Annotated in this window: 12 protein-coding genes and 1 pseudogene; 10 read left to right on the top strand and 3 right to left on the bottom strand. The window is 38.5% G+C overall.

Translation table 11 applies throughout. The annotated features are described in order from the left end of the window. A partial coding sequence (locus CK510_RS16710; protein ID WP_245912181.1) for a sugar phosphate nucleotidyltransferase occupies positions 1-528 on the top strand: 528 nt, incomplete at its 5' end. A 153-nt stretch (positions 529-681) separates the two neighbouring features. Here the strand turns inward: CK510_RS16710 and CK510_RS16715 are convergent. Next, positions 682-1800 carry a bilin-binding protein gene (locus CK510_RS16715; protein WP_095722787.1) on the bottom strand — a complete coding sequence of 373 codons (1119 nt, stop codon included), beginning with the start codon at positions 1798-1800 and terminating at the stop codon, positions 682-684. A gap of 1580 nt (positions 1801-3380) precedes the next feature. Here CK510_RS16715 and CK510_RS16720 point away from each other — a divergent pair. The 7 genes and pseudogenes from CK510_RS16720 (at position 3381) to CK510_RS16750 (ending at position 8293) form a co-directional block, all read left to right on the top strand. Next, the gene (locus tag CK510_RS16720; RefSeq protein ID WP_095722788.1) at positions 3381-4838 is read left to right on the top strand and encodes a glycoside hydrolase 100 family protein; all 1458 of its coding nucleotides are present in this window, start codon (positions 3381-3383) and stop codon (positions 4836-4838) included. A gap of 191 nt (positions 4839-5029) precedes the next feature. Further along, a pseudogene (locus CK510_RS16725) lies at positions 5030-5239 on the top strand (DUF4058 family protein); the annotation flags it as partial. Positions 5240-5437: 198 nt separating this feature from the next. Beyond that, positions 5438-5632 carry a DUF2281 domain-containing protein gene (locus tag CK510_RS16730; protein WP_095722796.1) on the top strand — a complete coding sequence of 65 codons (195 nt, stop codon included), beginning with the start codon at positions 5438-5440 and terminating at the stop codon, positions 5630-5632. After that, positions 5617-5913, top strand: coding sequence for a hypothetical protein (locus CK510_RS33485; RefSeq protein ID WP_143289323.1), 297 nt, complete (start codon positions 5617-5619; stop codon positions 5911-5913). The genes CK510_RS16730 and CK510_RS33485 overlap by 16 nt, the downstream gene beginning before the upstream one ends. Next, on the top strand, positions 5910-6155 hold the full coding sequence (locus CK510_RS33490) for a PIN domain-containing protein (protein ID WP_245912182.1): 246 nt from the start codon (positions 5910-5912) through the stop codon (positions 6153-6155). Before CK510_RS33485 ends, CK510_RS33490 begins: the two co-directional genes overlap by 4 nt. 242 nt (positions 6156-6397) lie before the next feature. Continuing rightward, the gene (locus CK510_RS16745) at positions 6398-7816 is read left to right on the top strand and encodes a 16S rRNA (cytosine(967)-C(5))-methyltransferase (RefSeq protein ID WP_095722790.1); all 1419 of its coding nucleotides are present in this window, start codon (positions 6398-6400) and stop codon (positions 7814-7816) included. Between the two features lie 60 nt (positions 7817-7876). After that, entirely contained in the window at positions 7877-8293 is a 417-nt protein-coding gene (locus CK510_RS16750; protein ID WP_095722791.1) for a tellurite resistance TerB family protein, read from the top strand. 35 nt (positions 8294-8328) lie between these two features. Here CK510_RS16750 and psb35 read toward each other — a convergent pair whose 3' ends face one another. After that, on the bottom strand, positions 8329-8532 hold the full coding sequence (gene psb35, locus CK510_RS16755) for a photosystem II assembly protein Psb35 (protein WP_095722792.1): 204 nt from the start codon (positions 8530-8532) through the stop codon (positions 8329-8331). 179 nt (positions 8533-8711) lie between these two features. Here psb35 and CK510_RS16760 point away from each other — a divergent pair, with 179 nt between their 5' ends. Both CK510_RS16760 and CK510_RS16765 read left to right on the top strand, forming a co-directional pair. Further along, positions 8712-9332, top strand: a complete 621-nt coding sequence (locus CK510_RS16760) for a Uma2 family endonuclease (RefSeq protein ID WP_095722793.1) — start codon at positions 8712-8714, stop codon at positions 9330-9332. A 383-nt stretch (positions 9333-9715) separates the two neighbouring features. Continuing rightward, a complete protein-coding gene (locus CK510_RS16765; protein WP_211293211.1) occupies positions 9716-10180 on the top strand; it encodes a hypothetical protein in 465 nt (154 codons plus the stop codon). A gap of 94 nt (positions 10181-10274) precedes the next feature. Here the strand turns inward: CK510_RS16765 and CK510_RS16770 are convergent, their stop codons facing one another. Beyond that, complete coding sequence (locus CK510_RS16770) at positions 10275-12665, bottom strand: transglycosylase domain-containing protein (protein ID WP_095722797.1); 2391 nt, start codon at positions 12663-12665, stop codon at positions 10275-10277. Positions 12666-12681 lie beyond the last annotated feature (16 nt).

The following is a 12681-nucleotide window of genomic DNA, read 5'->3' on the forward strand; positions in this document are numbered from 1 at the left end:
ATCATGGGGTTGTCTTATGGTGTTCCCTTCACGTTAGATCAAGCATATCCATTTCTACAGGATGCAATTGTCGCACTCGGTTTCCCCGATATTCTATTTCAGCCAGAGGATGCTTTTACCAAAATCTTGGCGCGTCAAACAGCAACAGATGCGGATGTCGTTTTGGGATTATTTCCTACTTATACCCCAGAGAAAGCTGGTATGGTTGACTTTGACGCAACTGGGAAAGTTAATTTAATCCTTGAGAAACCCCAACATTCAAACCTAAAATATATGTGGGCGATCGCAGTCTGGAAACCCACATTTACTGAGTTTCTCCACAACCATATTTTGACTTTAAAAACAAGAAAAGATTTATCACAACTTCCAGAATTACCCATTGGTAATGTCATGCAAGCAGCAATTCAACAAGGTATGCATGTGGAAGCAGAAGTATTTGCAGACGGAAGCTATCTAGATATCGGTACACCTAATGATTTAATTACTGCTGTTCACCAGTATTCAAATTTTAATAACTCAGAAATCTGAATAATTGTGTCAAACAAGTATACGAACAAACTGGATATAAGTAAATTGTCTTTATAGGTTGGGTAAGGCTTTGCGTAACCCAACATTAATCGACACAATCAATAGTTATATTTTATTTAATTCAGATTCCTAAACCAAATGTATATAATTTTTTCAGAATAAACTCTTGCTTCCTAAATTCGTAATTATCTCCTCAAGTTTAGTCTCTTCAATAAAACCCAAACTATAACGCTGCTGCCAAAAAACTTCTCGCATTTGTAGCAAGTAGGGTTGCAATATTTCTTTCTTTTCCGGAGTTACTTGATTCAGAATTTCCATAGTTAAAACTTCACACCACTTCTCAGTCAATTCCCATTTAATATTTACAGCCTCAACCACCATTGAACATAAAGGCAACAACTCCTGTTCAATCGGTCTAATACTTTCCTCCAAAAAACACAACCAAAAATAAGCCTGAAACATATTTAAATCGCGAATACAAGAATGAGTAATTCCCTTATCGTTTAACAATCCTCGACGACTGCGTTGATTTGGCAATAATTCCACAAGATTATTATAAGCTGAACGTGCAATCTCTGGTGACTTTGGTAGCATTTCTTCCACTAATTGTAGCTTCACCGCACCAATTTTATACTTGCTGGCAGCAACACAAACTCTTTGCCAAGGCATTGCTACCTGCTCTTCTACAAATTTTAAATAAGGAGTAATTAAAATTCGTTCGGCTGGTTCAAGCTTTTTCAAAATTAGCTGATTACAAAAATTTAACTGTGTCGTTAAAAAACCTAAAGAGCGCCAATCTTTAGACACTATATGCTGCTCTTGGAATAAAAGTAATGTCGGTTCGAGTGCATATACAAGTTCCCCAATACTAGGTATTCCAATCGACTTCTCAAAATCTCTCTGGGATTGTTCTGTACTATTTCCAAAATCTTCTAAAGGATATTTTTGGTAGACTTCAATCAGTTTTTTGTACACACGAAAGGCAAATTGTGTGATTCGTCTAGCTTCACTTAAATCTAATATATTAGAGATATAACCATATAACGTTTTTGTTTGAATCCAAGCCATTTGGCAATTCACATTTAAGACATTTTCTTTCAACTTTTTAGCAGTCAAAGCACGACCTTGAGACGATGCCGCTTCTAACAATATATTATTTGATAATAGGTTTCCTAAGTCTTGAGATGATAGGTTAATCGCATAACGTTGTGCCCAAAGACTAAGCAAACTTTCCACAGATGGATTCTTGACAATTTCAACAGTTTTTAGCATTAGATTTTTCTTTATTTTTCAGACTCAAGTCAAAGAATAAATATAAAACAATTTATCGCAAAGACTAAATATTAAGAGTAAGTTAAATTACTCATTGAGAATCAAACCAGTTGAATTTTACTATTATTTTCTCAATATTTAAAATATACTATCTTATTTTATACATATATCTGACACTATATATCGGATTATCACGATGAAATCAACTGATAAATTAACGTAGTTAATGAAATGCAAAGTGTAACCTGATTTTGTATCGCTGTTTACAGATATTCTGGTTATCTAAGTAAAAAGATGAGTAAAATCTCAGTTAATATTTGAGTAAAGTTTGTTTTTGTATAGAGGTATTTTTGCCAGTTATTACTTAAATCAATTTAAAGATTGGGAGCATCCACTTTCGGCGGATAGACTTTTTTAGATCAACCGTATAGTAGGTTTTTTGGAGTACGAGAATTATGTTTCTTCCAAAAGTGGATGCTCCCTAAAGATTAGACTCAATGCATGATGTCAAAAAAATAATCGACTATTGGATGTATTATCGTAGCGTCATGTACCCAACAACATTTGTATATGTATATTAGTTACAGAAGTTCTCGCATTATTATGGGAAGACTAATAATTTATCACAATTGATCTTGAAATTTACTAGATATAACTCTACATTGCTTGAGACGAAGTATTTAAGATTCAAAATTTAGTATTTGTATGTATTCAATATATAGAGATATTGACAATATTTAATTTAAAAGAAGTAACTCAATATAATCAACACACAATTTTCACATTTTATTCTCCAGATGACAATATATAATTGTTGTAAGAGCTACTTTATCAAAAATGTCTATGGAACCTCACAAACTAATATTTTTCATTAAAATACTTGATTATTGTCATATGTGAACTCAACCGTTTATCCATGTAAAAAATAAAACTTTATATTTTATTTTTATACTTTTACAACGATGTAATTTTGAGCTATGACTCTGATTATCAAAAGCTTTGATTAGATACTTTTGAGGTTTTTTATTATTGTGTCAATATATGAAAAAAATATTTTTGTACGTCACTTATGTTGCTTAAGCATCGGTGTAATGCATCAAGTCTGAAAATCATATTGCATATTGTGAAAAAAGGTTATAAATTATGATTAATATGTAGAAGAATGATAATTCTCTAATCTTCAGCTTATTTCAACGTGGAAATAAGTGAATATACTTAAAAACAACTCCTTAGGAAAGTGTCGCTTATGGGTTAAGTTGCTGGATTAATATGCTCTTTTTCCAATAAGCGATACATGATGTAATAGATTATGGAATTTAAATTCCAGGCAAATAATGTTACATCTGAAGGTATGGTATCCGTAGCTTAAAAGTTTAGAAATAATTGCCAGAAAACAATAAAAAGGAGGAAACTGGCTGCAATTGTGAAGCAGTTTTCATTTCTTTTGTTGTTTATTTATCAGGTTACAGGATTTTGCTGTTATCGAGTAAACAAAACTTGATTGTTTATAATTAAAGATAGCAGAATAAAAATAAGACGCATTTGCTCAAAAATATAATCATACTGGAGTTATTCTGGCGATGCAATTAGAGGATTTAGTAATAGATAAAGATATCGAAGCGGAAGCCTGGGAAGCATTAGAGAAGTCTATTGTATATTATCATGGGCGACCGATTGGCACAGTCGCCGCTGTCGATAATTCATCAGAAGCTTTGAATTATGACCAAGTGTTTGTGCGCGACTTTGTCTCTTCGGCTGTGATTTTTCTTGCCAAAGGTAGAACAGAAATTGTTCGCAATTTTTTAGAAGAAACCTTAAAATTGCAACCGAAAGAACGACAACTCGATGCTTATAAACCAGCGCGAGGATTGATGCCTGCTAGTTTTAAAGTTGTATCTATTGATGGGAAAGAATATCTTGATGCGGATTTTGGAGAACATGCGATCGCACGGGTAACACCTGTAGATTCTTGTTTATGGTGGATAATATTATTACGAGCTTATGTAGTTGCTACAAAAGATATTTGCTTTGCATATCGTCCTGAATTTCAAACAGGAATCAAGTTAATTCTGGAATTGTGTTTGGCAAACCGTTTTGATATGTATCCGACATTGTTAGTACCAGATGGTGCTTGCATGATTGACCGTCGGATGGGAATTTATGGACATCCTCTAGAAATTCAAGCATTATTTTATGCGGCATTGCGAGCCGCTCGCGAACTTTTGATTTGTGAAGGCAACCCAGGCAACCAAGATATTGTTGCAGCTATTGATAATCGTTTACCACTTTTATGCGCTCATATTCGTCAGCATTACTGGATTGATATCAATCGTCTCAATGATATTTATCGTTTTAAAGGTGAAGAATATGGCAGAATGGCGGTGAATTTATTTAATATTTATGCCGATTCCTTGCCTTATTATGAATTAGATAAATGGCTACCTATTAAAGGTGGTTATCTTGCTGGCAATGTGGGACCATCTCAACTTGATACCCGTTTCTTTTCACTCGGTAACTTAATGGCTATTATTTCCGAATTAGCCACTGAAGAACAATCTCAGGCAATCATGAATTTGATTGATGAAAGATGGGAAAATCTGATTGGAGATATGCCAATGAAGATTTGTTTCCCAGCTTTGGAGGGTGAGGAATATAGAATTGTCACGGGATGCGACCCGAAAAATATTCCTTGGTCTTATCATAATGGTGGTAGCTGGCCTGTTTTATTGTGGATGTTGGCTGCTGCTGCTGTAAAAACAAATCGGATTGATTTAGCGAGGAAAGCATTAGCAGTTGCTCAACATCGTTTGCGAAAAGATGAATGGATTGAGTATTATGATGGGAAGAAAGGAAGGTTGATTGGTAAGCAATCCAGGAAATATCAAACTTGGACGATCGCAGGTTTTTTACTTGCCAAGGAACTAATTGATAATCCCCAACATTTACCTTTAGTTAGTTTTGAGGAATTGCCTCAAGAATTGGTTTCCCGTGCGTGCGAGTTTGAGATTAATACTGTTGACTCGTCGCTTTATTTGTAGGAATACAAATTAGGGTAAACATCAATTAGGGCAAATGTAAATTAGGGCAAATATCAATTAGGGCAAACAACCGTTTGCCCCTACATTCATATCGAACACAAATTTAATTACTCAATAGAATTCAATCATCAAATCTGTTGTATTATAAATACAGCTATAAAATACAACCTTTTGTAATCTGAGATTTTGCCATGCCTTCTCCTTTCCCTGGCATGAATCCTTACCTAGAAAACCCAGAATTTTGGTCAGAATTTCACAGTCGCATGATTGTTGCGATCGCAGATGCATTAGATGAATGTCTGAGTCGAGATTATCGGGTAGCAGTAGAAAAACGAGTATATTTGACAGAAAACCAGGACAATATTTTGGTTGGTATTCCCGATGTTTCTGTAACTGCATCTTTATTCTACGTGTTGGAGAAGTGGAACCATTGTTAGACATTCAACCATTATTAAGAGAACTCCACAGAAAGAAATGCTCTTCGGTCATTCATTTTGTGGCTTACTCTAAGTATTAAGATAGTGCAAAGAAGCTCGAATGTCGTCTTCAAGTATAATAGGGAGTATCTTAGTGCCTAATTTCGCTTTATGCAGGCAAATATGAGTTTAAAAGAATTAATTATCCAAGAAATTGAGCAGACTCCTGAGTTTCTCTTAGAAGAAGTACTTGATTTTCTACAGTTTATTAAAGTAAAACACATACAAGAAAAATCAGAAATAACGCTATTAAGTGAGTCTTCCCTAGAAAAAGACTGGTTAAAACCAGAGGAGGATGAAGCTTGGCAGGATTTGTAAAAGGGGACATAGTAGTAGTTCCTTTTCCATTTTCAGATTTGACTCAAACTAAAAGAAGACCAGCATTAATACTTGCGGATAAACTCCGTGCGAGAAAAATAGATGCTGCGATCGCGATGAGTCAACAAACTCGACCTGTTAACGGTAAAACTTTTGTTAACCAAATTCTCGAACAATTTCAACTCGATCCTTGGACTCAAAGTCTAGTTGGTGTAATCCAGTTAGAAGCAGAAACTCCCACAGAATCCTATGTGGATTATCTAGAGGAGAAATATCGTTGAAGCGAGTATTGTTTGATAGCGATGTGTTGCTAGATGTTTTGGCTCAACGTCAACCATTTGCGATCGCTTCTGCTAGAGTATTGGATACAGTGGCGCAAGGAACAGTACAAGGCTATGTTTCAGGTCATGCATTGACACTCAAGAGCATAAATGCACGAGGATTCTTGGTTCACCGAGACCACTTAAGACAGATACCTTCGCACTTTTGGGAAAAGCTAGCAGGGCACAAGCTGATACTGTGATAAATAGTCTTTTCATAGTAGATATTGAAAGAAAGTTTTTTCTACCATGACATTTAATAACACATACTGACATCAGAGAATACCAGTAGTTTGTTATTTCTTTTAATAAAATCTAAGGAATCTGGATTAAATAAAACACAACTCTTGATTGTGTAGATTTATGTTGGGTTACGCAAAGCCTCCATCCAACCTACAAAGAATTGTATATTAATAAATCCTCGTTCCAAAATCCAAAATCCTAGATGTCTTCTCCCCGTCAAATCGCCTATTTTGCATTACGTGACGTTCACAAAGGTGCTTTTGTGGATGTAGCACTCGATCGAATATTACAAAAATTTACCCAAAAATCCGATCAAAAATTAGAACTAAGCGATATTCCAAAAGAGCCATTTCACGATCGCGATCGCCGTTTAGTTACAGAATTAGTTTACGGTTGTGTTCGTCGTCAAAGAACTCTCGATGCAATCATTGATGAAATTGGTAAAAAGAAAGCACATCAGCAACCTAAAGATTTACGTACCATTCTCCATCTGGGTTTGTACCAACTGCGCTATCAAGAACGTATTCCCCCTTCTGCTGCGGTAAATACAACCGTCGAACTTGCCAAGGAATTTGGTTTTGCCAAGCTTACTGGTGTTGTTAATGGGATGTTGCGTCAGTATATCAGGATGAGTGAGGGGGAAGAAAGAGAGTTTTCTTTTCCATTTGCTACCCAATCCATAACTGAACGTTTGGGAATTATCCACAGTTTCCCCGATTGGATTATTGATGTATGGATACAACAGTTTGGTTTAGAGGAAACGGAAAAATTATGCGAGTGGATGAACCAAACTCCAACGATTGATTTGCGAGTGAATCCGCTTCGTAGCTCGGTTGAAGAGGTTGAACAGGCTTTTGCTGATGCTGGGATTGCATTGGAAAAAATTCCGTATTTACCCCAGGCTTTACGTTTAGTTGGTAGTAGTGGCGCAATTAAAAATCTACCTGGTTTTAATGAAGGATGGTGGACAGTTCAAGATAGTAGCGCTCAACTAGTGGGCTATCTCCTCGACCCGCAGCCAGGAGAAGTAATAATTGATGCATGTGCTGCTCCAGGAGGAAAAGCCACCCATATCGCCGAATTGATGCAAGATAAAGGGAAAATTTGGGCTTGTGACAAAACCGCTTCTCGACTCAGTAAAATCGAACAAAATGCCGAGCGATCGCAATTAAAGTCGATTCAAACTCTCAGTGCTGATAGTCGAAATTTACCCCAGTTTCAAAATACTGCCGATCGGGTTTTACTTGATGTTCCTTGTTCGGGTTTGGGAACACTCCATCGTCACGCAGATGCCAGATGGAGACAAACCCCGGAAAGTGTTGAAGAATTAGCCAAATTGCAACAGGAATTATTATTATCCACATCGAAGCTTGTTAAACCTGGGGGAGTTTTGGTGTATTCGACTTGTACGCTACATCCTGTGGAGAATGAAAATGTCATCGAGTCGTTTTTAATTACCAACCCCGATTGGAAAATTGAACCACCAAGTTCAAATTCCCCAGTGGTAAATTATTGTGTAAACAATTGTAATGAACAAGGTTGGCTGAAAGTCTTGCCACACCAACATAATATGGATGGCTTTTTTATGGTGCGCTTAAGAAAAGCTAACACTTCTCCATGACTACCGCAAAGCATTGGTAATATTCCATCTAGGGATAAATCGCGATCGCGAGGCTGAATAATGATTAGCAATTCGAGTGTGAAAAACCTAGTAAAAATACTGATTGGGGCAGCATGGATTGATGGCGTAATTCAACCAGAAGAACGTCAGTATTTGCGTCAGATAGCCCAAGAAAAAGGTGTTGCCCATGACCCCGATATAAAACCTTGGCTGTATGAATTAGTACAAGTTAAACCAGATGAGTTTTATAAGTGGGTTCACGAATATTTAGGCGATCGCCCAAGCAATGAAGAATGCGAAAGTTTACTTCAAGCCATCAGTGGATTGATTTACAGTGATGGCGAAGTTGCGACGGAAGAAGCCAAACTTTTGAACAAATTAATGAGAATACAAAACGATTCCAATCAACCAATTGCTAATACTGTTCTCAGGCAAGTGCAAAAACTCTATCGACGATGGGTTGATGTCCAAAATTAAAAAATAGAGAGGTTCCGTTGGAAGCTCTTAAAAAATTACAAACCTGGAGTTTGTTCTTTTTCTACGTCAGGTACAATGCTGGGACGTTCTTTATCTTCCCAACCTACGGGACGTTTGGAGTTAAACCAAGCAATTGAGCCAATTGTTGTTGCAGCAATAAAACCAAGAGCTAATACAGTAACCGAAGCATAGGGAAAATGAGGCTCTTGGGTTGCTGCTGCTTGCATGAGTAAGTACATAAGTAGCTTTCCTATTTTTGGTAACGCTACTTATGAACTTACAAAAATGAGATTGGGGTTACATCTGCCTGTTGGGAGAAGGGAAGGTATGAATTAAGAATAGGGGTCATTAGAGACGTTCCTCCGAAATGTCTTGACACCGTGAGAACAGTAGCAGAAGCAAAAAATGAGGGGGTTACATGACTCAAGCATTATTCAAACCAACAATAACAACTGAAGAGTTTTTGTCATGGATTCCAGAAAATTCGGGAAAACGCTACGAATTACATAACGGGGCAATAGTAGAAATGTCGCAGCCATCAGGGGAACATGAAGAAGTTACGGGATTTTTAAATACTCAATTAGTTGTGGAATTTACAAGACTAAAACTTCCTTACTTTATCCCCAAAACTGCGCTAATACGTTCTGCAACTAGTGATTCTACTTATTCTCCAGATATATTAATTCTGAATAAACCTGCCTTAACTTCAGAAGAACTTTGGACAAAGTATTCTACAGTTGAGTGTGGTACTTCTATTCCTTTAGTGGTTGAAGTCGTTAGTACAAACTGGCGCGATGATTACTACAAAAAACAGGGAGAATATGAAGAAATAAAAATACCTGAATACTGGATTGTCGATTATCTTGGGTTGGGTGGTACGAAATATATAGGCAACCCAAAGCAACCAACTGTATCAATTTATAATTTAGTTGATGATGAATACCAGGTTAATACATTTAGGGGAGACGATCGCATTATTTCTATAATATTCCCAGAGCTAAATTTGATGGCAAAACAAATTTTTACATCTGCCTTGTAACGATAGGTAGTAAGCAGGTGGGTGTTAAAAACATAACTATACGCTTTTTATTGCGTTCGCCCTTGACGTACTTTCAACTGTGGCTTGAGCCGCCTTGTTTTGCAACTGTTTAGAATCTCCGTGCATTTATGCTGGAGAGAGGTCAAATACCAAATATCAGAGAAATGATAGACGGCAAGACATTCGATTAGTTGAACGATGTGAAAATAGTCGAATGGGCTGTTGTTGCTATTCAGGAAAGCTTTTAACTTAAGTTCCCCATATTAAATAGAAGAAAACCTCTAGTTCCAATCGGTTCTAGGGGTTATTTTTTGTAATTACTTTTTTAACAAAATTTGCGGAATACGCAAACTATATAGGTATATATAAAACATACTCGTAAAATGACTAAGTATATGTCAAATATTAGAAGTATTGGGTTATCGATGGTTGCTGCTGTTTCGATGGTTGGTGTGACGGGTGCGATCGCTAAGTCACAATCCGCAAATATAGTTTTGGTAGCTGGAAGTACCAATAACGGAAATAGATTAGTATTTGTACCAAATAGTGTACGAATCGATTCCGAGTCAAAAAATAGAGTTTTTAATTATGCGGTGATGAAACCATCGGGTGAAAGCTCCATTAATGCGGATGCGTACACACCTTGGTGTCGATTTGGAAAAGTTCAACTCGATCCGCGAGCAATCGACAACCAAGTATTCGGATTAACCTTTGTATATCATAAAGTTAATCCAGCAAGACAACCAGGATGGTTTGCTAACGGACAATATATAGTAGCTAATTCACCAGCATCTCGGAATCTATTGAAATCTGTTTGTGCTATAGATACTTCAAACAACATTAATTAAACCCATATTCAAATTAGTAATTACATTAGAACTCGATATTTACGAATAAGTCAGTTATACGAATGACCATAGAAGAATATGGGATTTTTACAAATTACCCTTCAGAACCTCCAGATGGACGTAGCCGATCGCGCCATGATGGTGAAGGTGCAGATTCCTGATTTCCTGAAGAACCGGGAGAACGACGCGATCGCGATGAACCGGAATTATCGTTCGAGGGTTCAGAATAACGACGACGCGATCGCTTTTCGGAATTTGACGAAGGTGAAGAAGAATCAGATTCGACTTGCCGCGAACGTTGACGACGGGAACGGGATTCAGATGATGATGATGAACCAGAACCATCGGAATTTGCATCATAGCGACGGGAACGTCTTCTCGAACTACGTGTTGAAGTATTGTCTTCTTGTTGTTCGCTTTGGTAAGAACGTCTGCGCCGTCTTGATGAGCTTTGTTCGTTACTATTATTGTCGTCTGAACTTGTTTCTTGGTTGCGCCGTCTCCGTCTGGGCACATCTTCCCCGGAACCATTGCGATCGCTTTTATCTTTGTCGGCAATCGCACGGTTGATGACTCTTCCAGCTTTAATTGGTTCGGCTTTGATGCTGCCTTTACGCTTTTCGAGTTTAGGACGTTCGGCAAATTTCTCAACCTCCATTCCCTTGACGGCTTCCTTCATAAACTGTCGCCAAGTATAGGCAGCAGTTGCACTACTACCATAGGTGGGTTTGTTATTATCATTACCCAGCCAAACACCTGTGACAACTTGAGGGATGTAACCAATAAACCACAAATCGCGGGCTTCGTCGGTTGTACCAGTTTTCCCGGCAACGGCTCTGTCATCTAATTGGGCAGGCTGACCTGTACCTGACGAGACAACACCCCGCAACATCCAGGTCATGATATTGGAACTGTCCTCATCTAGGGCGCGTTCGGGGGTGAAATTGGCTTTCCAAATTTCTTCACCTCGGCGATTAAGTACACGGGTAATGCCGTGGACTTCGTTGTGTATACCTTGAGTTGCAAAAGTACCGTAGGCACTAGTTATTTCTAATAAATTGACTTCCCCCGCACCAAGTGCTAGGGAATACATTGATTTGAGGTCGGATTTGATGCCCATTTTGTGGGCAAGGTCGATGGTGGGATTAAATCCTGTTCGCATTAGGACTCGTACCGCCACAATGTTAATTGATTTGGTCAGAGCTGTTCGCACATCCATCGCACCTCGATAACCTTCATCGTAGTTTTTTGGCTCGTAACCATCTACTACTAAGGGTGAATCCTGGAATTCTTGATAAGGACTCATTCCGGTTGCGATCGCAGCTGCGTAAACAAATGCTTTGAAGGTGGAACCGGGTTGTCGTTGGGCTTGGGTAACGCGATTAAATTGGTATTTACCAAATTCTTTTCCCCCCACCATTGCTTTAATTTGTCCGCTTCTGGGGTCAATTGCTACCAAAGCTGCTTGCTTGAAGTTTTCATAGCTTCCCTGATTCCGCAGGGTTTTGGCGACGGTTTTTTCGGCTGCGGTTTGCCAAGTCGGATCGAGGGTGGTTTCGATTGTTAACCCTCCGGCTTCGATGACTTCGGGTTTAACGTATTTGGGCAGTTCTTTTTGGACGAAGCTGGTAAAGTAAAGTGATTGGACTTCTGTGCGTTTTGGGGGGCTGGATTTGACTGTGAGGGGTTCGTCTACAGCTGCTTGTTTATCGGCTGCGGTAATTATCCCATCTTCTAGCATTCTTTGCAACACTAGATTCCGACGTTGTTTAGCAGCTTCGGGGTTTCTATCGGGGGCATAAACGCTCGGTGCGGGGGCAAGTCCGGCAATTGTTGCGATTTCTGCTAAGGTTAAATCTTTGACAGGTTTGCTGAAATATACCCAAGCGGCATCCCCAACCCCATAGGCTCCCGAACCTAAGTAGACAAGATTTAGATAACGTTCGAGAATTTTGTCTTTACTTAATTCTCGCTCCATTTTCTGCGCGAGTCGTGCTTCTTTTACTTTACGTAAAATGCTTTTTTCTTGTTTGAGGAAGAGAATCCGCGCTAACTGCTGCGTGATGGTACTTCCACCTTCGACGACATTTTGCGATCGCACGTTATTGACAACAGCCCGCATAATCCCTTGAGCATCAACCCCATCATGCCTCTCAAATCTTCGATCTTCTGAAGCGATAAAGGCTTTTCGGAGATTTTCGGGGATTTCCTCAAATGATAATTTTTCGCGGGTTGCTGGACCTGTTTGCTGTAAAATTGTCCCATCCCCCGCTTTTATTGTCAGGGTTTGTTCGCGGACAACGCTATTCAGGTCGGCTGTATTTGGCAAACTCTTATCGATATTGGAGATACCATAGGCAACTGCCAAAGCACCTCCACCCAAACCCAAACCCGCCAAAAACCAAAGCCGACGGTATAGAGGTTTGGAACTTCCAGGAAGCTTCTTAATTACCTTTGACGACACTTTACCAACTTGGTTAAACAACCGCTTGCCACCTCCA

The sequence above is a fragment of the Brunnivagina elsteri CCALA 953 genome (assembly GCF_002289455.1).
In the GTDB taxonomy this organism is placed as follows: Bacteria; Cyanobacteriota; Cyanobacteriia; order Cyanobacteriales; family Nostocaceae; genus Brunnivagina; species Brunnivagina elsteri.